The 26,425-nt window shown below is 61.1% G+C and carries 26 protein-coding genes; 13 read left to right on the top strand and 13 right to left on the bottom strand.

Features of this window, described 5'->3' with window-relative positions:
* The first annotated feature begins 14 nt into the window (after window positions 1–14).
* Genes MUM_RS0107520 through MUM_RS0107505 form a run of 4 tightly spaced genes read left to right on the top strand, consistent with a single transcriptional unit; the run spans window position 15 to window position 3,559 of the window.
* The gene (locus tag MUM_RS0107520; RefSeq protein WP_010168671.1) at window positions 15–1,163 is read left to right on the top strand and encodes an ABC transporter permease; all 1,149 of its coding nucleotides are present in this window, start codon (window positions 15–17) and stop codon (window positions 1,161–1,163) included.
* On the top strand, window positions 1,160–1,963 hold the full coding sequence (locus MUM_RS0107515; protein ID WP_010168669.1) for an ABC transporter ATP-binding protein: 804 nt from the start codon (window positions 1,160–1,162) through the stop codon (window positions 1,961–1,963). The genes MUM_RS0107520 and MUM_RS0107515 overlap by 4 nt, the downstream gene beginning before the upstream one ends.
* 1 nt (window position 1,964) lies before the next feature.
* Entirely contained in the window at window positions 1,965–2,903 is a 939-nt protein-coding gene (locus tag MUM_RS0107510; RefSeq protein WP_010168668.1) for an MlaD family protein, read from the top strand.
* Window positions 2,900–3,559 (top strand): ABC-type transport auxiliary lipoprotein family protein, encoded by a 660-nt coding sequence (locus MUM_RS0107505; RefSeq protein WP_010168667.1) that lies wholly within the window; start codon window positions 2,900–2,902, stop codon window positions 3,557–3,559. The genes MUM_RS0107510 and MUM_RS0107505 overlap by 4 nt, the downstream gene beginning before the upstream one ends.
* A gap of 86 nt (window positions 3,560–3,645) precedes the next feature.
* Here MUM_RS0107505 and MUM_RS0107500 read toward each other — a convergent pair whose 3' ends face one another.
* The 5 genes from MUM_RS0107500 to MUM_RS0107480 all read right to left on the bottom strand — a co-directional run bounded on the left by MUM_RS0107500 (window position 3,646) and on the right by MUM_RS0107480 (window position 8,032).
* Window positions 3,646–4,875, bottom strand: coding sequence for a nucleoside recognition domain-containing protein (locus MUM_RS0107500; protein ID WP_010168666.1), 1,230 nt, complete (start codon window positions 4,873–4,875; stop codon window positions 3,646–3,648).
* Window positions 4,876–4,974: 99 nt separating this feature from the next.
* Window positions 4,975–6,306, bottom strand: a complete 1,332-nt coding sequence (gene gltP, locus MUM_RS0107495; protein WP_010168665.1) for a glutamate/aspartate:proton symporter GltP — start codon at window positions 6,304–6,306, stop codon at window positions 4,975–4,977.
* A gap of 729 nt (window positions 6,307–7,035) precedes the next feature.
* Window positions 7,036–7,503, bottom strand: coding sequence for an inhibitor of vertebrate lysozyme family protein (locus MUM_RS0107490; RefSeq protein ID WP_010168664.1), 468 nt, complete (start codon window positions 7,501–7,503; stop codon window positions 7,036–7,038).
* A 2-nt stretch (window positions 7,504–7,505) separates the two neighbouring features.
* Complete coding sequence (locus MUM_RS1000000133095) at window positions 7,506–7,670, bottom strand: DUF1328 domain-containing protein (protein WP_003170804.1); 165 nt, start codon at window positions 7,668–7,670, stop codon at window positions 7,506–7,508.
* A 77-nt stretch (window positions 7,671–7,747) separates the two neighbouring features.
* A complete protein-coding gene (locus MUM_RS0107480) occupies window positions 7,748–8,032 on the bottom strand; it encodes a hypothetical protein (protein WP_010168659.1) in 285 nt (94 codons plus the stop codon).
* Between the two features lie 391 nt (window positions 8,033–8,423).
* Here MUM_RS0107480 and algB point away from each other — a divergent pair, with 391 nt between their 5' ends.
* A complete protein-coding gene (gene algB, locus MUM_RS0107475; protein ID WP_010168658.1) occupies window positions 8,424–9,770 on the top strand; it encodes a sigma-54-dependent response regulator transcription factor AlgB in 1,347 nt (448 codons plus the stop codon).
* A gap of 10 nt (window positions 9,771–9,780) precedes the next feature.
* Entirely contained in the window at window positions 9,781–11,568 is a 1,788-nt protein-coding gene (locus MUM_RS0107470) for a KinB sensor domain-containing domain (RefSeq protein WP_010168657.1), read from the top strand.
* Window positions 11,569–11,620: 52 nt separating this feature from the next.
* On the opposite strand, the gene MUM_RS0107465 is transcribed toward MUM_RS0107470, so the two are convergent.
* The 6 genes from MUM_RS0107465 to MUM_RS0107440 all read right to left on the bottom strand — a co-directional run bounded on the left by MUM_RS0107465 (window position 11,621) and on the right by MUM_RS0107440 (window position 17,236).
* Entirely contained in the window at window positions 11,621–12,397 is a 777-nt protein-coding gene (locus MUM_RS0107465) for an N-acetylmuramoyl-L-alanine amidase (RefSeq protein WP_010168656.1), read from the bottom strand.
* Between the two features lie 98 nt (window positions 12,398–12,495).
* A complete protein-coding gene (locus MUM_RS0107460) occupies window positions 12,496–14,604 on the bottom strand; it encodes a GGDEF domain-containing protein (RefSeq protein WP_010168654.1) in 2,109 nt (702 codons plus the stop codon).
* Entirely contained in the window at window positions 14,601–15,479 is an 879-nt protein-coding gene (locus MUM_RS0107455) for an endonuclease/exonuclease/phosphatase family protein (protein WP_010168652.1), read from the bottom strand. The genes MUM_RS0107460 and MUM_RS0107455 overlap by 4 nt, the downstream gene beginning before the upstream one ends.
* Before the next feature lie 10 nt (window positions 15,480–15,489).
* Complete coding sequence (locus MUM_RS0107450; RefSeq protein WP_010168650.1) at window positions 15,490–16,125, bottom strand: thiol:disulfide interchange protein DsbA/DsbL; 636 nt, start codon at window positions 16,123–16,125, stop codon at window positions 15,490–15,492.
* Between the two features lie 169 nt (window positions 16,126–16,294).
* Window positions 16,295–16,900, bottom strand: a complete 606-nt coding sequence (locus tag MUM_RS0107445; protein WP_010168648.1) for a c-type cytochrome — start codon at window positions 16,898–16,900, stop codon at window positions 16,295–16,297.
* Window positions 16,901–16,933: 33 nt separating this feature from the next.
* Window positions 16,934–17,236, bottom strand: coding sequence for a c-type cytochrome (locus MUM_RS0107440; protein ID WP_010168645.1), 303 nt, complete (start codon window positions 17,234–17,236; stop codon window positions 16,934–16,936).
* A gap of 192 nt (window positions 17,237–17,428) precedes the next feature.
* On the opposite strand from MUM_RS0107440, the gene yihA reads away from it, so the two are divergent.
* The gene (gene yihA / locus MUM_RS0107435) at window positions 17,429–18,070 is read left to right on the top strand and encodes a ribosome biogenesis GTP-binding protein YihA/YsxC (protein ID WP_010168644.1); all 642 of its coding nucleotides are present in this window, start codon (window positions 17,429–17,431) and stop codon (window positions 18,068–18,070) included.
* A 266-nt stretch (window positions 18,071–18,336) separates the two neighbouring features.
* On the opposite strand, the gene polA is transcribed toward yihA, so the two are convergent.
* A complete protein-coding gene (polA, locus tag MUM_RS0107430; protein WP_010168642.1) occupies window positions 18,337–21,129 on the bottom strand; it encodes a DNA polymerase I in 2,793 nt (930 codons plus the stop codon).
* 74 nt (window positions 21,130–21,203) lie between these two features.
* On the opposite strand from polA, the gene MUM_RS0107425 reads away from it, so the two are divergent.
* Both MUM_RS0107425 and MUM_RS0107420 read left to right on the top strand, forming a co-directional pair.
* Window positions 21,204–21,494: a DUF2782 domain-containing protein gene (locus MUM_RS0107425; protein WP_010168640.1), complete on the top strand. Its 291-nt coding sequence runs from the start codon at window positions 21,204–21,206 to the stop codon at window positions 21,492–21,494.
* A gap of 56 nt (window positions 21,495–21,550) precedes the next feature.
* Complete coding sequence (locus MUM_RS0107420) at window positions 21,551–22,504, top strand: homoserine kinase (RefSeq protein ID WP_010168638.1); 954 nt, start codon at window positions 21,551–21,553, stop codon at window positions 22,502–22,504.
* A 118-nt stretch (window positions 22,505–22,622) separates the two neighbouring features.
* On the opposite strand, the gene MUM_RS0107415 is transcribed toward MUM_RS0107420, so the two are convergent.
* Window positions 22,623–23,552, bottom strand: coding sequence for a zinc ABC transporter substrate-binding protein (locus tag MUM_RS0107415; protein ID WP_010168636.1), 930 nt, complete (start codon window positions 23,550–23,552; stop codon window positions 22,623–22,625).
* A gap of 58 nt (window positions 23,553–23,610) precedes the next feature.
* On the opposite strand from MUM_RS0107415, the gene MUM_RS0107410 reads away from it, so the two are divergent.
* Genes MUM_RS0107410 through MUM_RS0107395 form a run of 4 tightly spaced genes read left to right on the top strand, consistent with a single transcriptional unit; the run spans window position 23,611 to window position 26,416 of the window.
* A complete protein-coding gene (locus MUM_RS0107410) occupies window positions 23,611–24,093 on the top strand; it encodes a Fur family transcriptional regulator (protein ID WP_003214819.1) in 483 nt (160 codons plus the stop codon).
* Entirely contained in the window at window positions 24,093–24,878 is a 786-nt protein-coding gene (gene znuC, locus MUM_RS0107405) for a zinc ABC transporter ATP-binding protein ZnuC (RefSeq protein WP_010168633.1), read from the top strand. The genes MUM_RS0107410 and znuC overlap by 1 nt, the downstream gene beginning before the upstream one ends.
* The gene (znuB, locus tag MUM_RS0107400) at window positions 24,871–25,659 is read left to right on the top strand and encodes a zinc ABC transporter permease subunit ZnuB (RefSeq protein WP_010168631.1); all 789 of its coding nucleotides are present in this window, start codon (window positions 24,871–24,873) and stop codon (window positions 25,657–25,659) included. The genes znuC and znuB overlap by 8 nt, the downstream gene beginning before the upstream one ends.
* Window positions 25,660–25,696: 37 nt before the next feature.
* Window positions 25,697–26,416, top strand: a complete 720-nt coding sequence (locus MUM_RS0107395; protein WP_010168629.1) for a PA5502 family lipoprotein — start codon at window positions 25,697–25,699, stop codon at window positions 26,414–26,416.
* Window positions 26,417–26,425: the final 9 nt, after the last annotated feature.

Genomic DNA, 26,425 nt, shown 5'->3' with positions numbered 1-26,425 from the left:
CAAGCTCGGAGCTTATGACCAGTAGCACAACGGCCGGTGCAGCCCATCTGGACACGTCCACCCAACCTCCACAACTGAGGATTACGGGGGATTGGACGCTTGCCCACTATGCCAACCTGAAGAAGCTGTCGGAAAAGCTCGACGGCCAGTACGACGCGGGCACGCGCATCGACCTTAACGGCCTGGGCGCCCTGGACACGGCCGGCGCTTCGCTGCTGGTGGAGCTGCTCGGCCCCGAGCGCATCGAACAATCCGCCGAACACACTGACTGCAGCCTCTCGACCGCCGACCGCGCGCTGCTGAAAACGGTCTACCGCTCCCTGAACGACTTCTGTGTGCCGGTCAAGGAACCGGAAGAGGCCGCCGGCATTATGTTGCTGGCACGCATCGGCAGCGCGGTGTACACCGTCTGGCAAGACGGCATGAAGTTGCTCGGCTTTATCGGCCTGATCCTCGAAACCTTCGCCCGTGGCGTGTTCCGGCCCAAGCGCTGGCGCGTGACGCCGATGGTTGCGCATATCGAACAGACCGGCCTCGACGCGGCCCCCATCGTGGCCTTGCTGACCTTCCTGGTGGGCGCAGTGGTGGCGTTTCTCGGTGCCACGGTGCTGGCCAGCTTTGGCGCGAGCATTTTTACCGTCGATTTGGTGGCGTTCTCGTTCCTGCGGGAATTTGGCGTGTTGCTCACCGCGATCCTGATGGCCGGTCGCACCGCCAGTGCCTTCACTGCACAAATTGGCTCGATGAAGGCCAACGAAGAAATCGACGCGATCCGCACCCTGGGCCTGGACCCGATGGAATTGCTGGTGTTGCCCCGGGTGCTGGCGTTGCTGGTGGCGCTGCCGATGCTGACGTTCCTGGCGATGATCTCGGGGATTATCGGCGGCGGCGTGGTGTGCGCCGTGGCCCTGGATATTTCACCGGCGATGTTCCTCTCGCTGCTGCAATCGGACATCGGCGTGCAGCATTTCCTGGTCGGCATGGTCAAGGCGCCGATCTTCGCCTTTTTGATCGCCGCCATCGGCTGCCTCGAAGGCTTCAAGGTCAGCGGCAGCGCCGAGTCGGTCGGCGCCCACACCACCTCCAGCGTGGTGCAATCGATTTTCGTGGTGATCGTGCTGGATGCGGTCGCAGCGCTGTTCTTCATGGAGATGGGCTGGTGAGTCGCTTACGCCGTGCGCCCACCGAGGCGGTGATTGAAGTCCGTGGCCTGTGTAACCGCTTTGGTCCGCAAAGCGTGCACGAGAACCTCGACCTGGATTTGTACAAGGGCGAGATCCTCGCGGTGGTCGGCGGGTCGGGCAGCGGCAAGTCGGTGCTGCTGCGCAGCATCATTGGCCTGCGCCAGCCGAGCGAAGGGCAGGTGCGGGTATTCGGGCAGAACTTGCCGAGCTTGTCGGAGCATGAGCGTTCGATGGTGGAACGGCGCTTCGGCGTGCTGTTCCAGAAGGGCGCGCTGTTTTCCTCGCTGACGGTCACGGAAAACGTCGCCTTGCCGCTGATCGAGCATGCCGGCCTCAGCCGTCCCGACGCCGAACACCTGGCGGCAGTGAAACTGGCGTTGGCCGGGCTGCCGTTGTCGGCCGCCGACAAATACCCATCGTCACTTTCCGGCGGCATGATCAAGCGCGCGGCCCTGGCCCGCGCCCTGGCGCTGGACCCGGACATCCTGTTTCTCGACGAACCCACCGCCGGCCTCGACCCGATCGGCGCCGCCGCCTTCGATCAACTGATCCTGACCCTGCGCGATGCGCTGGGCCTGAGCGTGTTCCTGGTCACCCACGACCTCGACACGCTGTACACCATCACCGACCGCGTGGCGGTGCTGGCACAGAAAAAGGTACTGGTGGCGGACGCCATCGATGTCGTCTCGGAAACCGACGACGCCTGGATTCACGAATACTTCCATGGCCCACGGGGCCGCGCGGCATTGGATGCCGCTCAACTGCTCAACGAGGTATGACATGGAAACCCGAGCCCATCATGTGATGATCGGTCTGTTCAGCGTGATCGTCGTGGTCGGTGCGATGCTGTTTGGCCTGTGGCTGGCCAAATCCAGCGTCGACAGCGCGTTTCAGGATTACGAAGTGATCTTCAACGAGGCCGTCAGTGGCCTGTCCCAGGGCAGCGCAGTGCAGTACAGCGGGATCAAGGTCGGCGATGTCACCAGCCTGCGCCTCGACCCGAAAGACCCGCGCCGGGTGCTGGCGCGCATCCGCCTGGCCGGGCAAACGCCGATCAAGGAAGACACCCAGGCCAAGCTGGCCCTGACCGGCATCACCGGCACTTCAATCATCCAGCTCAGCGGCGGCACGCCCCAAAGCCCGGAACTCAAGGGCAAGGACGGCGAACTGCCGCAAATCATCGCCTCTCCATCGCCTATCGCGCGCCTGCTGAACAACAGCAATGACTTGATGACCAGCATCAACCTGCTGCTGCACAACGCCAATCATATGTTCTCCCGAGAGAACGTCGACCGCCTCAGCAATACCCTGGATAACCTGCAACAGACCACTGGCGCGATTGCCGATCAACGCGGCGACATCAAAGTGGTGATGCAGCAATTGATGCAGGTGAGCAAACAGGCCAGTGCCACGCTGGAGCAGACCACCGCGCTGATGCGCAACGCCAACGGTTTGCTCAACGACCAGGGCAAGCAGATGTTTGGCAGCGCCGAGAAGGCCATGCAGTCCCTTCAACAAAGCACAGCCACCATCGACACCTTGCTGACCAACAACAAGGATTCCCTGAACAGCGGCATGCAGGGCCTCAACGAACTGGCGCCTGCGGTACGCGAGCTGCGGGAAACCCTGGGCTCGTTACGCGCGATTTCCCGCCGCCTGGAAGCCAACCCCAGCGGTTACCTGCTGGGCAGCGACAAGAACAAGGAGTTCACGCCATGAAGCGTGCGTACCAAATGATCGCCCCCGTTGCGCTGGTATTGGTCAGTGCGTGTTCCATCCTGCCGAAGGCGGATCCCTCGGACGTGTACCGGTTGCCATCGGCGCAGACCACCGCACAGGCCAGCCCTGTGGCGTGGTCGCTGCGGGTGGCCAAGCCGCAGACCAGCGAATTCCTCGACAGCCCGCGGATTGCCGTGGTGCCCAATGGCGACTTGATCAGCAGCTATGCGAATTCACGCTGGAGCGATCCTGCGCCGGTGCTGTTGCGTAACCGGTTGCTGGACGGGTTTCAGCGGGATGGACGTGTGACGTTGCTCAGTACCGACGAGACCAATCTGCAGGCGGACTTTGAACTGGGCGGGCAGTTGCAGGCGTTTCAGAGTGAGTATCGTGGCAGCGCGGTGGAGGTGGTGATACGGCTGGATGCGCGGCTGGTACGCGGGAGTGATCAGCGGATTATTGCCAGCAAGCGGTTTGAGGTGAGGCAGCCGGTGGGGGATACAAAGGTGCCTGCCGTAGTCGCAGGATTTGGTCAGGCCGGGGATGCGTTGAACAAGCAAGTGGTGGATTGGGTGGTGGGCCTGGGAAGCCGCGCTTTCGTGGCGAGGGAGCTTGCTCCCGTTGGGTTGCGTAGCAGCCCCAAAACCAGCCAATGAGCTGTGACTGACACACTGCGAAACCTTGCTGGGGCCGCTTCGCGGCCCAACGGGAGCAAGCTCCCTCGCCACAGTTGACCTAGGTGTTAACCGAAGAACCAGTAGCAGACGGCAATTGCCGCCACTACACCAGCAAACTCCGCCAACAACGCACACCCCACCGCATGCCGCGCCCGCTGGATGCCCACCGAGCCGAAGTACACCGCCAGCACATAAAAGGTGGTTTCGGTACTGCCCTGGATCGTCGCCGCCACCAACGCCGGGAAGCTGTCCACGCCCTGGGTCTGCATCGTCTCAATCAGCATCGCCCGCGCCGCACTGCCAGAGAACGGCTTGACCATCGCCGTCGGCAACGCATCGACAAAGCGCGTGTCCATGCCGGTCCAGGCCACCAGATGGCGAATGCCTTCCAGGCCGAAATCCAGCGCGCCGGACGCGCGCAACACGCCTACCGCACACAGCATCGCCACCAGATACGGCAGCAGGTTCTTGGCCACATCAAAGCCTTCTTTGGCGCCTTCGACAAACGCCTCATAGACCTTGACCTTGCGCAACGCGCCAATCACCAGGAACAGCATGATCAGCCCGAACAGCGTCAGGTTGCCGAGGATCGAAGACAGCCCCGCCAGCGCAGTGGCTGAGAGCGTCGCCAACAAGGCCATGAAGCCACCCAGTACCAGCGCACCCGGAACCAGATACGCAAGCACCACCGGGTCCCACAGCCGCAGGCGTTGCATCACCGCCACCGACAGCAGGCCCACCAGGGTCGAAGCGCTGGTCGCCAGCAGGATCGGCAGGAACACCAGCGTCGGGTCAGCCGCACCTTGCTGGGCGCGGTACATGAAGATCGTCACCGGCAGCAGGGTCAGGGAAGACGCGTTGAGCACCAGGAACAGGATTTGCGCGTTACTGGCCGTATTGGGAATGGGGTTGAGCTCTTGCAGCGCCTTCATGGCCTTGAGGCCGATGGGCGTGGCGGCGTTGTCGAGGCCCAGGCCGTTGGCGGCGAAGTTGAGGGTGATCAAGCCGATGGCCGGATGGCCGGCGGGCACTTCCGGCATCAGGCGGCGGAACAGCGGCCCCAGCGCCTTGGCCAGCCAGTCGACGATCCCGGCTTTCTCGGCGATGCGCAGGAAGCCCAGCCACAAGGTCAGGGTGCCGAACAGCAGCACCATCACCTCGACCGACAACTTGGCCATGGCGAAGATGCTTTCCACCATCGCTGCAAAGATGCCGGCGTTGCCGCCGATCAGACATTGCGCCAGCGCGGACACCATCGCCACGATAAAAAAGCCAAGCCACAGGCCATTGAGCATCAGTTGAATCCCCCGAAAGATGGGGCGAATGATAGCGGGGCTGGCAGAAACGACAAACCCCGGATTTTCCGGGGTTTGTGTAGGAGGCAGTCCTGGCGATCAGCCGCGAGTGGTCTCGCCGGCCGGCAGTGCTTCCTTGGTGCGCCAGTGCGGCAGGGAGTTCCAGTAGCGCTCGCCCTTGGCGTCGTCGTACATGCCTTCCCAGCGGGAGATGACCAGTACGGCCAAGGCGTTGCCGATCACGTTCAGTGCGGTACGGGCCATGTCCATGATGCGGTCGACACCGGCGATAAATGCCAGGCCTTCCAGCGGAATGCCCACGCTGCCCAGGGTCGCCAGCAGCACCACGAAGGACACGCCCGGCACGCCGGCGATGCCTTTGGAGGTGACCATCAGGGTCAGTACCAGCATCAGTTGCTGGCCAATCGACAAGTCGATGCCATACAGCTGAGCGATAAAGATCGCCGCGATGCTCTGGTACAGGGTCGAACCGTCGAGGTTGAACGAGTAACCGGTGGGTACCACGAAGCTGCAGATCGCTTTCGGCGCGCCGTAGGCTTCCATCTTCTCGATCACACGCGGCAGCACGGTTTCGGAACTGGCGGTGGAGTAGGCCAGTACCAGCTCATCCTTGAAGATGCGCATCAGCTTGATCACCGAGAAACCGAACAGGCGAGCGATCAGGCCCAGCACCACAAAAGCAAAGAACAGGATCGCGACGTAAACCAGAATTACCAGCTTGGCCAGCGGCAGCAGCGAGGCGAAACCGAAGTTGGCGACGGTCACCGCAATCAGGGCAAATACACCGATCGGGGCGTACTTCATGATCATGTGGGTGACTTTGAACATGCTCTCGGACACGCCCTGGAACATGGTCACCAGGGGCTCGCGCAGTTCAGGCTTGAGGCTCGACAAGCCGAGGCCGAACAACACCGAGAAGAAGATGATCGGCAGCATGTCGCCACGGGCCACGGCGGCGAAGATGTTCGACGGGATCAGGTTGAGGATCGTCTCGATGAACGCGTGCTCGTGCTGAACCTCGGCGGCGGTGGCGGTGTATTTGGAGATGTCGACGGTACCCAGGGTACTCATGTCGATGCCGGTACCCGGATGGAACAGGTTGGCCAGCAGCAGGCCGACCACAATGGCGATGGTGGTGACCACTTCGAAGTAAAGGATGGTTTTCACGCCGATCCGACCGAGCTTTTTCGCATCCCCAACGCCGGCGATTCCCACAATCAGCGACGAAATCACGATCGGGATAACGATCATCTTGATCAGGCGGATAAAGATATCGCCAGCGGGCTGCAACACGTTGCTGATCCACCAGGCCTTTTCAGCACTGAAATGGTTAAGCACCGCACCGATTGCAATCCCCAGCACCAGACCGATGAGGATCTGCCAGGCGAGGCTTAGCTTTGCCTTCTTCATGTCATTACCCTTACTTCAAGTGGACTCAGGCAGATGCGCCAGCAGCTGGAACGCTCGAGAGCGAAAAAGTGTGTGCATCTGCCCCCGTAGAAGGTCACCGCAGTTGGCCGATATGGCTCACTGGCAGGCGAAAAAAGGCGCAACTATTCCGATGCAAGGAGGCGACGTCTAATGCCGTAAACGCCTACCCTATGCCGAATCGGCATGAGATTTTTTGAGTTTTTCTGTCTGACCGGTCAGTTCGAATACGACATTTCGGCAGGCATAAATGCCGCGAACCGGCCATTTCAGGCTCGCGCAGGGTTTTTTGAAAATCTACGGCCTCAGATGAAAACCCCTGAAAATTCCTACGCATACCATCGAAAAACCCGTCTGGCAGGAGACAAACTTTCTCGATAGATGGTCACGTGGAAACACCAGGAAATGGTTGTGGCGATGCAAAAAGGAAAATTGCCGCTATGGGCGGTATGACGGAAGCGGGGATAAGAGCCATAAGCCCGTCGCAAGTTCCACAAGCCATCGGCTTGCGAACTTGCGTCGCAGCTTTTCACCTGACCCGGCCCTTGCGCAGGCACTCCCTGTCCCCGTAGGTCACGCCGATCCTATCGATCAGAGCAACCCGGCCCCCTGGTCATGCACCGCCCTTGTCGGGCCGTGCAGACAGAAAGAAGCGTGGCGCTCCTTTCTATGGACGATAAGCCGGTAGACGACAGCGTCGTCAGACCAAACCTAGTACCAATTCGGATCTTTCTTGAGCTGTTCCATCAACAGCTTCTGCATGCCTTCGTCCGGCTTGCCAAGAAAACGGTAGTCGGCGTGCCGTGTTGGCGATTTGTCCGACGGCAGGCCGGCCGGAACTTCCACCAACATGGCGTAGGCATCTTCCTTGTCAAAGCTGAAGGCGACGATCAGGCGCTTGTTCAGGCACGTGTCTGCGGTTTCGCAGAGTGGCCCTACCAAGTACTTGTCACCATCCTCTTCAACGGCGTTCATTTGTTCAGCGCTGCCCGACAGGTTCATCACCCATTCCGGCAGACGCTCTTCCTTCTTGACCACGCTCTGCCAGGTTTCGCGGTACTGCGGGTCCGCACTCAGCAGTTCGTTGGCCCGGGACTGGCCGTCATTGGCGGCCAGTGCCAGACCGCTGCCGCCCAACAACAGGGCGGCAGCCAGGGCTTTAAGGGACGAATTGAACATGTTTAGCCTCGGCCACGACGGCCAAAGAAGAAGGACGCGATGAACATCACCAGGAAGACCACAAACAGAATCTTGGCGATACCCGTGGCGGTGCCCGCGATACCACCGAAGCCCAGGACTGCAGCCACAATGGCGATGATCAGAAATGTGATTGCCCAACTCAACATGGTGATTCTCCTTACGCTTCTTTTAGGGGTAACAGCGGTGATGCGTGCGGTCGCTCGATTGAAGGACCGTGTCGTGCCTAGAACACCCAGCGTTCCTGATAAGGCAGGTCGCCGAGGGTGGAATCCTGTTCAACCGCCGTCAGTTGCGGGGTTGTCACGTCGGCGGCGGAACCACCGACGGAACGGAAATGGGTCTGGGTCATCATCGGGCGTTCAAAATGCGCGGCCTGCGGCTGACTCTGCTGCCAATGCGCCAATTGCTGACCGCCGATCAAGGTCACCATCAGGGCCAGGCTGGCAAACAACCCCTGTTGCAGACGCAGTGGCGATACACGCAGTTGGGTGAGGCTTTGGCGAGTCATGCTGTATCTCTCCCGCATTCTGATTATTCGTTGATGAAGCTCGTATGAGGTGTATTGCAGCCGGCGTGCCAGTTTTTTAACAAAATAAAACTCAATAAAATCAATTAGTTAAAAACAAAAGCGCTTTGACACCACGAGCATCCTGCACGATGCCCCTATCCATACCGTGCGAAATGCACGATGGTCACTGGTCGGATCGGGGGATAGGAACGCAACGTTCGGCTGCCGAAGTGGCTAGAGGGAGATAAAAACGCCTTGAATCGGCGTCTCTGTAAGAAGAAGCGCAGATAGCTGCACGATGACGGCTTTAATCAATCAGAATAAACCATGCAACTTGCCCGATTATTCCGGGACTAAACAACATCATTCATTCTTAAGGAGCGCGGGACAGATGGAATCAGCCAAGGAACTTCAAGGCCGCATTCTTTTAGTGGATGACGAATCCGCGATCCTTCGCACCTTCCGTTACTGCCTGGAAGATGAAGGCTACACCGTAGCCACCGCCAACAGCGCCGCCCAGGCCGATGCCTTGTTGCAACGTCAGGTGTTTGACTTGTGCTTCCTGGACCTGCGGCTGGGCGAAGACAACGGCCTCGACGTCCTGGCGCAAATGCGCATTCAGGCGCCCTGGATGCGCGTGGTAATCGTCACCGCCCATTCGGCCGTCGACACCGCCGTGGATGCGATCCAGGCCGGCGCTGCCGACTACCTGGTCAAACCGTGCAGCCCCGACCAATTGCGTCTGGCCACGGCCAAGCAGCTGGAAGTGCGCCAGCTCTCGGCGCGCCTGGAAGCCCTGGAAGGCGAAGTGCGCCAGCCCAAGGACGGCCTCGACTCCCACAGCCCGGCGATGATGGTGGTGCTGGAAACCGCACGCCAAGTGGCCGGCACTGACGCCAACATCCTGATTCTTGGCGAGTCCGGCACCGGTAAAGGGGAGCTGGCCCGGGCCATCCACGGCTGGAGCAAGCGGGCGAAGAAGTCCTGCGTCACCATCAACTGCCCATCGCTGACCGCAGAATTGATGGAAAGTGAACTGTTCGGCCACAGTCGCGGCGCGTTTACCGGCGCCAGCGAAAGCACCCTCGGCCGCGTCAACCAGGCAGACGGCGGCACGCTGTTTCTCGACGAGATCGGCGATTTTCCGCTGACCTTGCAACCCAAGTTGCTGCGTTTCATCCAGGACAAGGAATACGAGCGCGTCGGCGACCCGGTGACTCGCCGTGCCGACGTACGAATCCTTGCCGCCACCAACCTGAACCTGGAAGACATGGTCCGCGACGGCCGTTTCCGTGAAGACCTGCTGTATCGCCTGAATGTCATCACGTTGCACCTGCCGCCCCTGCGCGAACGCAGCGAAGACATCCTGACCCTGGCCGACCGCTTCCTTGCGCGCTTCGTGAAGGAATATGCACGACCGGCTCGAGGATTCAGCGATGAAGCCCGTGAGGCGCTGCTCAACTACCGCTGGCCGGGGAACATCCGTGAACTGCGCAACGTGGTGGAGCGGGCCAGCATCATCTGCCCACAGGAAAAGGTCGAAATCAGCCACCTCGGCATGGCCGAACAGCCAACCAACAACGCCCCGCGAATTGGCGCGGCGCTCAGCCTGGATGAATTGGAAAAAGCCCATATCGGCGCAGTGCTGGCCACCAGTGACACCCTGGACCAGGCAGCCCGGACCCTTGGCATTGATGCGTCGACGCTGTACCGCAAACGCAAACAATACAACCTGTGAGCTGTAACTTATGAAGCTTGCGATGAAGCTGCGCACTCGGCTGTTCCTGAGCATTTCTGCGCTGATCACCGTTGCCCTGTTGGGATTGCTGCTGGGGCTGGTGAGTGTCATGCAAATGGCCAAGACCCAGGAATCGTTGATTCGCAGCAACTTCATCACCCTGGACCTGGGGCTCAAGCTTCGGCAAACCCTCGGCGACCAGTTGATGATCATGCTCAACGAGCAGCCCAATCGTGCCGCCCTTGAGGACTCCAAGCAGCGCTATTTCAGCCTGTTGCAGCAAGGCATCGATCACGAGCACAAGGATGCCGCAACCAGCGGCTTTACCCAGGCGAAAACCAACTACCTGAGCTTTCTCGAGGCATTCGACAAAAATGAAAATGCCCCGCCGGCACTGCGCAACAACGACGAGCTGACCGAGCGCTTCAACATCTTGCGCAACGGCCTGATCGCCGAGCACAAGAAGGCCCTGGACAACATCAACGACACCGAACACAAGTCCCGGGAACGCGCACTGTTGATTGCCGGTCTGCTGGGCCTGGTCGGGCTGGCAGTGCTGATCATTGGCTTCGTGACCGCTCACGGTATCGCCCGGCGCTTTGGCGGGCCAATCGAAGCCTTGGCCAAGGCCGCCGACAAGATCGGCCAGGGTAACTTCGAAGTCACCCTGCCCATTTCCTCGGCCGCCGAGATGAACCTGCTGACCCGCCGCTTCGGCATCATGGCCGAAGCCTTGCGCCAGCATCAGGCAACCAATGTCGATGAACTGCTCGCCGGGCAGCAACGCCTGCAGGCGGTGCTCGACAGCATCGACGATGGCCTGCTGATGATCGACCGCCAAGGCCGCCTTGAGCACCTCAACCCGGTGGCACAGCGCCAACTGGGCTGGGACGAGGAGCGCCTGGGCCAGGGCCTTGGTGATGCATTGGACCGCCCGGAACTGGATGAGCAACTGCACCTGGTGCTGCGCGGCGGCAACCTGGAGCGCGCACCCGAAGACCTGGAAGTGGAGGTCGAAGGCGAGTTGCGCTTGCTGACGTACAGCCTGACGCCGGTCAGCCATACCCAGGGGCATATTCTGGGGGCGGTGATGGTGCTGCACGACGTCACCGAACAACGTGCCTTTGAACGGGTGCGCAGTGAGTTTGTATTACGCGCATCCCATGAGTTGCGCACGCCGGTAACGGGCATGCACATGGCATTCGGCTTGTTCCGTGAACGGGCGAAGTTTCCTGCGGAGTCTCGCGAAGCGGACTTGCTGGATACGGTCAACGAGGAAATGCAGCGCCTGATGCAGTTGATCAACGACTTGCTCAACTTCTCGCGTTACCAGAATGGCTTGCAGAAGCTCACCCTGGGCCCGTGCGACATCAGCGACCTGCTCGAACATGCCCGCGCCCGCTTCGCCGAGCAGGCGAATGCGCAAAACATCGAATTGCTGGTTGAGGAACAGTCCCCGCTGCCGAGGTTGCATGCCGATCGGGCGCAGTTGGAGCGGGTGCTCGACAACTTGCTGGGCAATGCCCTGCGACACACGGCCGACGGTGGTCAGATCCGCCTGCAGGCGCGTCGCCATGGCGAACGAGTGATTGTCAGCGTCGAAGACAACGGTGAAGGCATTGCCTACGGCCAGCAGGGACGGATCTTCGAACCGTTTGTGCAGGTAGGCCGCAAGAAAGGCGGCGCCGGCCTGGGCCTGGCGCTGTGCAAGGAAATTGTGCAGTTGCACGGTGGGCGCATGGGGGTTTATTCACGGCCGGGGCAGGGGACGCAGTTCTACATGGCGCTGCCTTTGTAGAAGCCCGGCTTGCCGGCGACGGCGATGCTGAGGAGGCTATCGCCGGCAACAGTTACTGGTGATTCAACGCCCGCAGGATCGCAGCACTTTCGGCATCCGGCGTCCCGTCAAACAGCGACGCCCGGAAGTGCATCTGGAACGCGGCCATTACATGCCGCGTCGCCACATCCAGCTCGCCGGTCTGCGGCGTCGGATAGCCCAACTTCGCCAACTCTTCCTGGAACCAGGTAATGCTCGGCAAATCGCTGGCGTACTGCACCTGGTAACGGGCAACCGCCTTGGCGTCCGGCCACATGCCCAGCCCTTCATCCGCCAGGCGCTTCCAGGGGAACAGCGGGCCCGGGTCCAGCTTGCGCAGCGGGGCAATATCGCTGTGGCCGATGATGTTCCGCGGGTCGATGCCGTTGCGCTTGCTGATGTCCTTGAGCAGCACCACCAGCGACTGCACCTGCGCCTCGGTGTACGGGTACCAGACGCGGCCTGTCGGCAAATCGCGGTACCCCGGGTTCACGATCTCGATCCCGATGGAGCTGGAGTTGAGCCACGTGCGGCCCATCCACTCACTTTCTCCGGCGTGCCAGGCGCGCTGGCTTTCATCCACCAGCTTGTAGATGGTGCCTGAAGCATCGTCGCCGATCAGGTAATGGCTGCTGACCTGGCCGTGGGTCAACAGCGCGAGGGAACGCTCAAGGGACGCCGAGGTGTAGTGCACGATGACGAACTGCACACGGTTGTCGTGGTTCGACGACGGGTGGCTGGTGTCCAGGCGAGGGCCGCTCGCGCAACCGGCGAGCAGGAGAAGCAGAAAGGCAGAACACAGAAATTTCATGGCAGCAGACAATACGCTTAAGACGATAATGCAACAGTGTAACGTACCGTTTGCTGCCCAGCGGCCAAATGCGACGTTTTAAACAAAATGGAACATTTTCAGGCCGCCTGCACCTGGTTACGCCCCGCTGCCTTGGCGCGATACAACGCCTCGTCGGCGCGCTTGAGGGCCAGGTCACTGCGTTCGCCCGGCTGAAACTGCGCCATGCCCATGGACACCGTAATCGTCACCGGCTCGCCCTTGAAGTGAAACGGGCAGGCTTCGATGGCGGCCCGCAAGGTTTCACCCACGGCCAAGGCATCGGACAGCGATGAGTTGGGCATCAGCAGCACAAACTCTTCACCGCCAAAGCGCGCAATGAAGTCGTTGGGGCGCAGGCGCTTTCGAAGCACCGTGGCGATGATTTTCAGCACCTTGTCGCCCGCCAGATGACCATAACCGTCGTTGATGCGTTTGAAATGGTCGAGGTCCAGCATCGCCAGCGACAGGCTATTGCCACGCTGGTGCCAGGCGTTGACCTCGTGCTCCAGGCGCTCGCTCCAGGCGGCGCGGTTGGGCAAGCCGGTGAGTGGGTCGATCAAGGCTTTCTGGCGCTGAACCTCCAGGTGCTCACGGTAGCCTTGAGCCTCTTGCTCCATATTGGCCACCCGTTCGGCCAGGCCTTTCAGGCGCGCGGCGACTTCCTGTTCGCGCTGGTCACGCTGGTGCTGGTGTTCGTCCATGGTGCCCAGCAGACCTTCGAGATGGCTCTCCAGCACATGCTTGAGGCTGTCGAGGTCGGCGGCGTCCTGGACGCTGGTTTGCAAGCCATCCACCTGTTCACGGATCTGGGTATCCAGTTCTCTGGCGGCCGAGCGACTGTCCGCGTGGCCATCACTGGCCACCTGCAAGTGCCCCTGGAACGCTTCGAGGCGCTCGTTAAGCTGCTTGAGGTAGGCCTCAAACTCGTGCTGGCCGCTGTCGGTGATTGCCAGCATCAACACCGCCAGGTCATCGAGGATCGGCAGCAGTTCGTACCAGTTCAACCCATGGGCCAGACGTTCACGCATGGCTTCGGCCTGGGGCCGATGGCGCTCTGGCAGCGACAGGTCTTCCAGCAAGCCGATCAGGGTGTCTTCAATGTGTTTGGCCACCGAGCTGTAAGACGGCTCGGGGGTGTCGGGCAAGGCGTAGGCCTGATCCGCTTGCAGCTCGTCGGGGTTCAGCTCTGCCGACTCGGGCGACTCTTCCAGCTCGTCAGCCAGGACCGGTGGCAAGGAGAGACTGCCGATCTCCGTCTGCTCCGGCTCCCGGACCTGCACCTCTGGCGCTTCGAGCATGGCGGCGAGCGCGCTCTCAACGGCAGGTTCAACGTCCGTTTCGACCGGTTGTTCGGGCTCCAGCGGTTCGATCATCGCTGCGGGCACTTCGATGACGGGCGCGACGGCCACGACGTCGGGAGCCACAGGCGCCACTTCGATGACAACCTCGGCAGCCTTTACTTGCGGTACACGCTCAGGCAGTGGTTCAACGGAAGCCGGGGCTTTCGGCTGCGGCGCAAAAGCCCGCAGTGCTTGAGTCAGCTCCGCCGATTGCGCTGGCACATCAACCTCATCCACAGGGTTTGGCGCAGCAGGCGCGTGAACCACAGGACGGGATGGCGCGGGGGCCTCCACCTCCGAAGCTTCTGCCGCGGCGTCCCTGGCGCCAAACAGACGCTGCAACAGCCCCGGGCTCGAACGGCTGGTTTCGCCCTCCGGCTCCAGGTTACTCAATGCCTGGCCCTGAAGGCCGCTCAACTCACTCAGTAATAGCGGGATCTCCCGCGCCTGGCCGACCCGACCGTCCAGCTGTTTGGCAAACGCCTTCAGCGGGCGACTCACCTCACGCGGCAAGGGCAGTTTCTGTAACTGGGTGACCAGGGCCGTCAACGCCGTGCCGATCTGATCGACCCGGGTTTCACGGCGCTGTTCCGAATCCAGTACGGCCTTTTCCAGGCGCGGCAGCAACGCGGCGAGGGCGGCGTCCATGTCGTCCGTGCGGACAACATCGCGCATTTCCTTCATGCATTGGTCAACCGCGCGGTCGGTGCCTTCAGCTGCCAGGGTGCTGCGCACCAGCCCGCGGCGCAGCAGGTCGAGACGGGCGGCCCAGCGGCGTTCGAGCTTTTCTTGTTGCTCGATGCTTTTAAGGTATTTTTCTTTCCAGCGCTGGGCGTCGTCGCTCATGCAAGGGGTCCGCGAGGGCCGGGGCTCAACGCGGGCAATGCATCAGCCGTGAGCGAACCCGGCAGACGAATCTCTACCGCGACCGGCAGGTGATCGGAGATGGGCTGCGCCAGTACCTGCACACTTTCGAGTGTCAGGGTCGGGCTGAGCAGGATGTGATCAAGACAACGTTGCGGACGCCAGCTGGGAAAGGTGGCTTCGACTTGCGGCGCCAGCAAACCAAGGTCACGCAACGGGGAATTCTGTAGCAGGTCTGTGGCATGGGTGTTCATGTCACCCATCAGCACCTGGTGTTTGTAGTTGCCAATCAACTCACGGATATAGGCCAACTGCAGGGTGCGGGTTCGAGCCCCCAGCGCGAGGTGCATCATGACCACCACCAACGCTTCCGGCCCTTCGCCGAACCGCACGAGAATAGCCCCGCGGCCTTTCGGGCCGGGTAACGGGTGATCCTCAATCGCCCACGGCTTGAGGCGGCTGAGCACACCATTGCTGTGCTGGCCGAGTTTGCCGAGGTTGCGATTGAGTTGTTGATACCAGTAGGGAAAGGCGCCGAGCTGGGCCAGATGCTCGACCTGGTTGATGTAGCCGGAGCGCAGGCTGCCACCGTCGGCCTCCTGCAGGGCTACCAGGTCGAAGTCGCCCAGCAGGTCACCGATCTTTTGCAGATTGCCGGCACGCCCGTTGTGGGGGAGCAGGTGCTGCCAGCCACGGGTCAGGTAGTGCCGGTATTTCTCGGTACTGATGCCCACCTGGATGTTGAAACTGAGCAGGCGCAACCGGCTGTCCGCCGGCAGGCCCGTGGATTCCAGGTGGTGTTCGTTGACCTTCGGGTCATGCAGGCCAACGACACGTTCAGTACCCCAGCGACGCATGACGGGCCCCTTACTTGGCTGCGCGCTCTTTGGCGATCAACTGGTCAGCCACGTTCAGCGCTTGCTCTTCGCCACCGGCGCTGCCGATGTCAAAACGGTATTTGCCGTTGACGATCAGGGTCGGTACGCCTTGCACGCCGTACTTCTGGGCGAGTGCCTTGTATTGGGCCATCTTGCCCTTCACGGCGAACGAGTTGAATGTTTCAACAAACTTGGCTTTATCGACGCCCTGAGTGGCGACGAAATCAGCCATGTCCTCAGGCTTGAGCAGGCGCTTGCCTTCTTTCTGGATGGCATTGAACACGGCGGCGTGAACCTTGTGCTCTACACCCATGGTGTCCAGGGTGATGAAGAGTTGGCCATGGGCATCCCATGGGCCACCGAACAGGGCCGGGATACGCACGAAATTGACATCCGCAGGCAGTTTTTCGATCCACGGATTAATCACCGGCTCAAACGCGTAGCAATGCGGGCAACCGTACCAGAACAGCTCCACCACTTCGATCTTGCCCGGCACGGAAACCGGTACAGGCGTCTCCAACTGAACATAGGTTTTACCGGCTTCAAGCGGCACGTCGGCAGCTTGTGCGGTCATGCCGAAAAGGCTGGCAGTGACGAGAGCGGCGCTGAGGATCAGATTACGCATGCTTTACTCCTGGACAAATAAAGTCGCCTCACGCGACCTTTGTTGTGACAGGTCTACGCGGACATGAGTTCGTTAGTGTAACGGCACCGGCCACAAAAAAGGGCGGCCTAGGCCACCCTTTTTATGCTTGCATCGACGGATTAATCGAGCGTTAACGTAGCCGGGGCGCTTAGTGCAGGCCCTGGATGTATTGGGACACGGCTTCGATGTCTTTGTTGCTGAGTTTTCCGGCGATGCTCTGCATGATTTTGGTGTCGCCGTCGTTGGTGCGATTACCTTCACGGAAATCGGTCAGCTGTTTGCCGATGTATTGGGCATGCTGGCCGCTCAAGTGCGGGAAGCCGGCAGCCGCGAGACCTGCGCCATTAGGCGAGTGGCAACCGATGCACGAAGGCATGCCTTTTTCCAGGTTGCCGCCACGGAACAGTTCTTCACCGTGGGCCACCAGTTTTGGATCAGCAGCCCCCACGCTGCCCTTTTGGCTGGCAAAATACGCCGCGATATCCGCCAGGTCCTGATCGCTGAGGTTGGTCAACAAGCCGGTCATTTCCAGGACCGTACGCTTGCCGTCCTTGATGTCGTGCATCTGCTTGGTCAGGTAACGCTCACCCTGGCCGGCCAGCTTTGGAAAGTTTGGCGCCGGGCTATTACCGTCCGGTCCATGGCAAGCACCACATACGGCGGCTTTCGCCTGGCCGGCAGTGGCGTCGCCTGCGGCATGGGCAACACCGGTGATGCCCAAGGTCAACAGCAGACTCACGATCAGTTTGTTCATCAGCTAATCCAACTACGGCTAAGGGTTAAAGAGTTATGGACCGGGTTTACTCACCATCAACTGAATGACGGCCTGGTAATCCTCGGTACTGCAGTCCATGCACAAACCACGCGGCGGCATCGCCTTGAAACCCTGGGTCACGTGTTGCACCAGCGTGTCCATACCTTGAGCCAATCTTGGCTTCCAGGCTGCCTGGTCACCCCGTTTCGGGGCGTTGGGCAACTGTCCGGCATGGCAGGCCCCGCAAACGCGGTTGTACACAGCCTCCGGATCCTGTGTAGCCTGCGCACTGTAAAGTGGCATCAAGACACCGAAAGCCAGCAGCCACTTGGTCATACATCGACCTTTTCAGGGTTTGAGAGCGTTTTGCGTTCTAATGCGCAATAAAGGTCTATCGCTCCCGTGAACTTCATCCTTCGCTGGGACAAAGCACACACAAAATCTGCGGCATTATATACTGGCGCTACTGAAACGGAAACGACACCGCTTGCCGCACCCATTCCCGGCACCGCCCACATCGGAAAACTCATGCAACTCAAGAATCCCATCCTCGGCCTGTGCCAACAGTCCACCTTCATGCTCAGCGCCGCCAAAGTCGACCAATGCCCCGATGACGAAGGCTTCGAAGTCGCATTCGCCGGCCGTTCCAACGCCGGTAAATCCAGCGCGCTGAACACCCTGACCCACGCCAGCCTGGCTCGCACCTCGAAAACCCCGGGGCGCACACAGCTCCTCAACTTCTTCAAGCTAGACGATGATCGGCGTCTGGTCGACCTTCCGGGCTACGGTTACGCAAAAGTACCTATCCCGCTGAAGCTGCACTGGCAGCGTCACCTGGAAGCCTATCTGGGTGGCCGGGAGAGTTTGAAGGGTTTGATTCTGATGATGGACATCCGTCATCCAATGACCGACTTCGACCTGTTGATGCTCGACTGGGCCGTCGCCAGCGGCATGCCGATGCACATCCTGCTGACCAAGGCCGACAAACTCACCTACGGCGCAGCGAAAAACACCCTGCTCAAAGTGCAGGCCGAAATCCGTAAAGGTTGGGGCGATGCGGTGACCATCCAGCTGTTCTCGGCGCCAAAACGCCTGGGCCTGGAAGACGCCTACACTGTTCTGGCAGGCTGGATGGAACTGGCTGACAAGGGTTCGGAGGTCGCCGAGTAAAAACTCGGGGCAAAAAAAACCCCGGACTTCGTATGGGGAGGGGAAGTTCGGGGTCCAAGTTCCGGACCGCTAGGGCGGGGTCCAGATATCTGCCAACACTTAACACAACATAGGAGCATTGAAGGGCTTCACCACCCATTCAGTAACTCTGAGTAGCAATTCACGGGTTAAGTTCCGGCACGCTCCAAAAACTATTGGAAATAACTCGCCGCGCTTTCCGATCTAAAGCGCGGCCGCGGCATGATGCCGCGGCCCAAGCCCTGCGCTTAGTGCGCCTCGTCCCAGTTGTTGCCCACGCCGACATCCACCACCAGCGGCACATCCAGCTTCGCCGCCTCGCTCATGTGCTCACGAATCTTCGCGCTGACTTCAGCCACCAGGTCCTCACGCACCTCCAGCACCAATTCATCGTGCACCTGAAGGATGACCTTGGCGTCCAGCCCAGAGTCCGTCAGCCAGTTGTCGACCTTCACCATCGCCTTCTTGATGATATCGGCTGCGGTGCCCTGCATCGGCGCGTTGATCGCCGTACGCTCGGCGCCAGCACGCTCCTGAGGCTTGTTGGAGTTGATATCCGGCAGGTACAGGCGGCGCCCGAACAGGGTTTCCACGTAACCCTGGTCAGCTGCCTGGGCACGGGTGCGGTCCATGTACTCGCGAACCCCCGGGTAACGGGCGAAGTAGACGTCGATGTAAGCCTTGGCGGTCTTGGTGTCGACGCCGATGTCCTTGCCCAGCTTCTGGGCCCCCATGCCGTAGATCAGGCCAAAGTTGATCGCCTTGGCGCTGCGACGCTGATTGGACGTGACCTCAGCCAGTTCAACCTTGAACACCTCGGCCGCCGTCGCGGTGTGCACGTCGAGGTCGTCGCGGAACGCATTGAGCAAGCCTTCGTCCTTGGACAAATGCGCCATGATGCGCAGCTCGATCTGCGAATAGTCCGCCGCCAGCAGCTTGTAGCCCTTGGGCGCGACAAATGCCTGGCGAATCCGACGGCCTTCAGCGGTACGCACCGGAATGTTCTGCAGGTTCGGATCGCTGGAAGACAGACGCCCGGTCGCCGCGACGGCCTGGTGATAGGACGTGTGAACGCGCCCGGTGCGTGGGTTGATCTGTTCCGGCAGGCGGTCGGTGTACGTACTTTTCAACTTGCTCATGCTGCGGTACTGCATCAGCACTTTCGGCAACGGATAGTCGTCTTCGGCCAACTTGGCCAAGACTTCCTCGGCCGTCGAAGCCTGGCCCTTGCCGGTCTTCTTCAGCACCGGCAGCCCGAGCTTCTCGTAGAGGATCGCCCCCAACTGCTTGGGCGAACCCAGGTTGAACTCCTCGCCTGCGATTTCGTACGCCTGGCGCTCGAGGTCCACCATCTTGTTGCCCAGTTCGATACTCTGGATGCCCAGTAAGGCCGCATCCACCAGGGCACCCTGGCGCTCAATGCGCGCCAGTACCGGCACCAACGGCATCTCGATGTCAGACACTACGCTGGCGAGGCTAGGGATAGCCGCAAGCTGCTTATGCAGTTCCTGATGCAGGCGCAGGGTTACATCGGCGTCTTCCGCCGCGTAAGGCCCGGCCTGTTCAAGGGCAATCTGGTCAAAGGTCAGCTGCTTGGCGCCCTTGCCGGCAATGTCCTGGAAGCTGACGGTGTCGTAATCCAGGTACTTCTTCGCCAGGCTGTCCATGTCGTGGCGGGTCGCCACGGAGTTCAGCACGTAGGACTCAAGCATGGTGTCGAAGGCGATGCCGCGCACGGTGATGCCATGTGCCGGGTCGCCACCGATGGCGCAGTTGGCCAGGATGTTCATGTCGAACTTGGCGTGCTGGCCGACCTTGAGTTTTTCCGGGTCTTCGAGCAACGGCTTCAGGGCCAGCAGCACGGTGTCCCGATCCAGCTGTTCCGGCGCGCCGATGTAGGAATGGGTCAGCGGAATGTAGGCTGCTTCGTGGGCTTTTACGGCAAAGGACACACCCACCAACTGGGCTTGCTGCGCATCGACACCGGTGGTTTCGGTATCAAAGGCGAACAGCTTGGCGTCGTTGAGCTTCTTCAGCCAGGCATCGAATTGAGCCTGGGTAAGGATGGTTTCATACACCGGCTCCACAGACACCGGGGCGACGATCTCAACCGCTTCCTCAGTGACAGCGGCCGAGGGCGCCGCACTCAACTCGACTCGCTTGGCATCACGCTGAATCTCGTCAATCCAGCTCTTGAACTCCAGCAGCGTATACAGCTCCAGAAGCTTCTCGCGATCCGGCTCGATCAGGTGCAAATCGTCCAGGCCCACATCCAGCGGCACGTCGATCTTGATCGTCGCCAACTGGTAGGAAAGGAATGCACTTTCCTTGTGCTCTTCGAGCTTGGCGACCAGGGTCTTGGCGCCACGAATCGGCAAGGTCGGCACGATATCGAGCTGCTCGTAGAGCTCCTTCAAACCGCCGTTGACGCCTACCAGCAAGCCGGAAGCCGTCTTTGGACCAATGCCCGGAACCCCCGGGATGTTGTCGGACGAATCGCCCATCAACGCCAGGTAATCGATGATCTGCTCGGGAGCGACACCGAATTTCTCCTTCACGCCCTCAACGTCCATGGCGCTACCGGTCATGGTGTTGACCAAGGTAATGTGCCCGTCCACCAACTGCGCCATGTCCTTGTCACCGGTGGAAATCACCACCGGGCGGTCGGCGGCCGCGCTGCTACGGGCCAGGGTGCCGATCACGTCGTCCGCTTCAACGCCTTCGACGCACAGCAGCGGGAAGCCCAGGGCGATCACGCTTTGGTGCAGCGGCTCGATCTGCACGCGCATGTCATCCGGCATGCTCGCGCGGTTGGCCTTGTATTCGGCGTACAACTCATCGCGAAATGTCCCGCCCTTGGCGTCGAACACCACCGCGAACGGGCTGTTCGGGTACTGCTTGCGCAGGCTTTTGAGCATGTTCAGCACGCCCTTGACCGCGCCGGTGGGCAGGCCTTTGGAGGTGGTGAGCGGGGGCAGCGCGTGAAAGGCGCGGTACAGGTAAGAAGAACCGTCCACCAGGACGAGGGGGGCTTGGCTCATGAGCAGGATCAACCTTTTCGGCGGGTCAGGCGCTAGAATAGCCGGACCAATGACGACAAAGGGACAAGGTTATCATGCGTACAGTAAATCGCCTGTTGTTGACCGGCTTGATTGCACTTACTCCGATGGCAGCCATGGCGGCAGATACTGCCCCTTCGGGCGACCCGGAAGTCACCATTCGCACGGAGGGCGACAAGACCATTCAGGAATACCGCCAAAATGGTTTCCTGTACGCGATCAAGGTGACCCAGAAAGGCTTTCCGCCGTATTTCCTGGTGCGCGCGGACGGAACCGATGCGAATTTCATCCGCTCTGACCAGCCGGATATGCTGATCCCGTCATGGAAGATCTTCGAATGGAAATGATTTCTTAACTTTAATCGGCGCTGCTCCCCGCAGCGCCCGTAACGGCAGTTTTAACCATGTCTGTGTTCACCCCCCTGGCTCGGCCCGAGCTGGAAACCTTTCTTGCCCCTTACGGGCTCGGCCGCCTGCTTGATTTCCAGGGGATTGCCGCTGGTAGTGAAAACACCAATTTTTTCATCAGCCTGGAACAGGGCGAATTCGTCCTGACCCTGGTTGAACGCGGCCCCGTGCAGGAAATGCCGTTCTTCATCGAGCTGCTGGACGTACTCCACGACGCCGACCTGCCGGTGCCTTACGCCCTGCGCACCACCGATGGCGTGGCCTTGCGCGAGTTGGCCGGCAAACCGGCGCTCCTGCAACCGCGCCTGGCGGGCAAGCACATCAAGGACGCCAACGCCCAGCATTGCGTGCAAGTGGGCGAATTGCTCGGCCACCTGCACCTGGCCACCCAGGGCGAGAAGGTGCTGGAACGCAAGACCGATCGTGGGCTGGACTGGATGCTGAGCGAAGGCGCGCAACTGATTTCGCACCTCGACGCCGAACAACAAGGCCTGCTGCAAGCCGCGCTGACCGAGATCGAGGCGCATAAGGCAGAGATCCTCGCGCTGCCCCGGGCGAATATCCACGCCGACCTGTTTCGCGACAACGCGATGTTCGAAGGCACGCACCTGACCGGGCTGATCGACTTCTACAACGCCTGCTCGGGGCCGATGCTGTACGACGTGGCGATCGCCCTGAATGACTGGTGCTCGGACGCCGACGGCGTGATCGACGGCCAGCGGGCGCGCGCATTGCTGGGAGCGTATGCGGGCTTGCGACCGTTTACCGCCAAGGAAGCGGAGCTGTGGCCGGCCATGTTGCGCGTGGCGTGCGTACGGTTCTGGCTGTCACGCCTGATTGCTGCAGAATCGTTTGCCGGGCAGGACGTGCTGATTCACGACCCGCGAGAGTTTCAAGTGCGTTTGGCGCAACGCCAGCAGGTCAAGACTCCGCTGCCGTTCGCGTTGTAGCACACGGTCAGTGTGGGAGCTGGCTTGCCTGCGATAGCGGTGGGTCAGTTACATTTGAGTCAGCTGGCCCACCGCTATCGCAGGCAAGCCAGCTCCCACATTTGATCTTCGTTGTGGCTTATAAAGACTCCAGGCACCCTGCCAGGTCATTCCCCAGCTTCTCCAGCACCTGCTCATAACCCTGAGCCGTGGCCGGCGTATAGCCGCCCAACGCATCCAGTTCCGCCAGCTTCACCGGCAGACCGGCTACCAGCGTTTCCGCCAGACGCGGGCGCAGCGGTGGCTCGCTGAACACGCAGGTCTTGCCTACTTCCTGCAAACGCGTGCGCATCGCCGCCACATGCTGGGCGCCCGGCTGTACTTCTGCGGCCACGCTGAATACGCCGGTGTGCTTGAGGCCATAGGCATCTTCGAAGTAATCGAACGCCTCATGGAACACGAAGTACGGCTTGCCGGCGACATCCGCCATGCGCGCCTTCAAACGCGCATCCAGCGCGTCCATACGGCTATCAAACGCCTTCACGTTGCTTTGATAACGCTCGGCATTCGCCGGGTCGGCAGTGCTGAGGTCTGCCGCCATGCGGTTGGCAATCACCCGGGCGTTGACCGTCGACAACCACAAATGCGCATCCAGGCTGCCAGGGCGATGATCGTGATCGTGTTCGTCAGCCTCTTCGGCGTGGGAGTGGCTATCTTCGGCGAACCGGCGCAGTTTCATCCCCGGAAGGTCCTGCACCGCCACTGTCGGCAAGCTGCGCCCTTTCAACACTCGTGGCAGAAAGCTCTCCATGTCCGGGCCAATCCAATACAGCAGGTCCACCGACTGCACGCGCCGTACGTCGGAAGGCCGCAGCGCATAGTTATGCGGCGACGCGCCCGGCGGCAGCAATACCTCGGGAATCGCCACGCCGTCCTGCACGGCGGCGGCAATCAGCTGTAACGGTTTGATGCTGGTCAGCACCCGAACCTCCGCCTGAGCGGCACCGGCAAGGAACAAACTGGTGACAAATACGACAAAAACGGGAAAAAGTCTGGACACGATGACCACTCAAGGAGGCAGGAACAGGTAACATAATAACGTCTCTCACAAATATCTGTCGCCGCTCATGCCTAAAACACCGCTTGCCAGCCGTCCCCATGACCACTCTCACTGCGTGCACAGCGCACTGTCAGAGGCCGACGCCTTGTGTGCGCGCCAAGGCCTGCGCCTGACCGCCCTGCGTCGCCGGGTGCTGGAGCTGGTGTGGCAAAGCCACAAGCCGCTGGGCGCCTACGACATCCTCGGCGTGCTCAGTGAGCAAGATGGCCGCCGCGCCGCCCCACCCACGGTGTACCGCGCGCTGGACTTCCTGCTGGACAACGGCCTGGTGCACCGCATCTCCTCGCTCAACGCCTTTGTCGGCTGCAACCACCCGGAACACGCGCACCAGGGCCAGTTCCTGATTTGCCGCGAATGCCATGCCGCCATCGAACTTGAGCAAAAAAGCATCAGCGACAGCATCATCAAGAGCGCCGGCGACGTCGGCTTCAAGGTCGAAGGGCAAACCGTCGAAGTCGTCGGTGTGTGCTCGGGCTGCCAGGGGGCTTGATGAGCACTGCGTTAATCCGCCTGGAGCAGGTCGGGGTCACGTTCGCCGGGCAAAACGTGCTGGACAACATCGCCCTGAGCGTCGAGCCGGGGCAGATCGTCACGCTGATCGGCCCCAACGGCGCCGGCAAGACCACCCTGGTGCGTGCCGTACTCGGCCTGCTCAAGCCCGACAGCGGCAGCGTGTGGCGCAAGCCGAAGCTGCGCGTCGGCTACATGCCGCAGAAGCTGCATGTGGACCCGACCTTGCCCCTGTCGGTGCTGCGCTTCCTGCGCCTGGTGCCGGGCGTAGACCGTGCCCGCGCACAGTCGGCCCTGAAGGAAGTCGGCGCCGAACAGGTGATCGACAGCCCGGTGCAAAGCATATCCGGCGGCGAAATGCAGCGCGTGCTGCTGGCCCGCGCCTTGTTGCGCGAGCCGGAACTGCTGGTGCTGGATGAACCCGTGCAAGGCGTCGACGTAGCAGGACAAGCCGAGCTGTACAGCCTGATCACCCGCCTGCGCGACCGCCACGGCTGCGGCGTGCTGATGGTTTCCCACGACTTGCACCTGGTGATGAGCACCACCGACCAGGTGGTGTGCCTCAATCGCCACGTGTGCTGTTCCGGCCACCCGGAACAGGTCAGCGGCGACCCGGCCTTCGTCGAGCTGTTCGGCAAGAACGCCCAGAGCCTGGCGATTTATCACCACCATCACGACCACGCCCATGACTTGCATGGCGCCGTCGTGGACGACCCCGCCACACCTCACACCCACGTTCACGGAGATAGCTGCAAGCATGGCTGATTTTCTGCTCTACGCCCTGCTGGCAGGCTTGGCTTTGGCGCTGGTGGCGGGTCCACTGGGCTCGTTCGTGGTCTGGCGGCGCATGGCCTATTTTGGCGACACCTTGTCCCACGCCGCGCTGCTGGGCGTGGCCATGGGCTTTCTGCTGGACGTCAGCCCGACCATCGCCGTGACCGTCGGCTGCCTGCTGCTGGCGGTGCTGCTGGTGACCCTGCAACAGCGCCAGCCGCTGGCCTCCGATACGTTGCTCGGCATCCTGGCGCCGAGCACGTTGTCGCTGGGCCTGGTGGTGCTGAGCTTCATGCACGAAGTGCGCATCGACCTGATGGCCTATCTGTTCGGCGACCTGCTGGCGATCAGCCCCACCGACCTGGCTTGGATTCTCGGCGGCAGCGCGGCGGTGCTGGTGTTGCTGGTAACGCTGTGGCGCCCGCTGCTGGCAATCACCGTCCACGAAGAACTGGCCACCGTCGAAGGTTTGCCCGTGGCCGCGTTGCGCATGACCCTGATGTTGCTGATCGCCGTGGTGATTGCTGTCGCGATGAAGATTGTCGGCGTATTGTTGATCACATCGCTGCTGATCATCCCGGCCGCTGCGGCCCAGCGCCACGCCCGATCACCGGAACAAATGGCGGTCGGCGCCAGCCTGTTGGGGATGCTTGCGGTGTGTGGTGGCCTGGCGCTGTCCTGGTTCAAGGACACCCCGGCCGGGCCGTCGATTGTGGTCACGGCGGCCGCCCTGTTTCTGCTGAGTTTTGTCCTGCCCCGTCGTGGGGTGTAGACTTGCTCGCTTTTTGCGCAATTAGAGAGTCGCAGGAATGAAGTTGTTCAACTCCCGTTATCTGCTCCTTGCCGCATTTTCCTTGCTGCTGGGCGCCTGCCAAAGCACCCCGCCCGCCGCCCCTGAGGCCCCGGACGCGCGCGCTGCGGCGATCGCACAGCTGGAGCAAAACCTCGCCAGCAGTGAACTGGCCACCGCCGAAGACGAGCTGGCCGCGTTGCAGGCCCAGTCGCCCAACGACCCCGCGCTGGAGCCTTATCAGCGCCAACTGGCCGAAGCCTACCTGCAGCGCAGCCAGATCGTGCTGCAAAAAGGTGACGTCAACGCTGCCGCCACGGCCCTGAGCCGTGCACGGGCACTGATGCCCAAGGCGCCAGCGCTGACCGGTGGCGTCAACAGTGCAATCGCCCACGCCCGCAAAGCCGAGCTGGATAAAGCCGAGGCCGCCCTGAAAGCCGCCGAAGCCAAGCCTCCCGCCAGGGTCATCGACCCCGCAGCTGAAAGCACAACCGTTGCGCTGAACCTCACCGATATTGAAGCGCTGCGCCACCAACTGGATGAGATCGCCACCGATGTGGTGAATTACCAGTGTGATGTCAGCATCCAGGCGCCGCGCACGGAAGATTACCCATGGCTGGCCACGTTGCTGACCAAACGGGTAAAACGCATCGATTCGGGGTATGACCTGAAGATTCACCGGCAGATTCTGAAGAAGGTCCCGGCGCAGGTTGTGCTGATTCCGCGCAAGACTGAATAAAGCATCGCA

The organism is Pseudomonas sp. PAMC 25886, assembly GCF_000242655.1.
Classification (GTDB): Bacteria; Pseudomonadota; Gammaproteobacteria; order Pseudomonadales; family Pseudomonadaceae; genus Aquipseudomonas.
The sequence above is the reverse complement of the archived record's forward strand: the minus strand, read 5'-3'. Positions and strand labels throughout refer to the sequence as shown.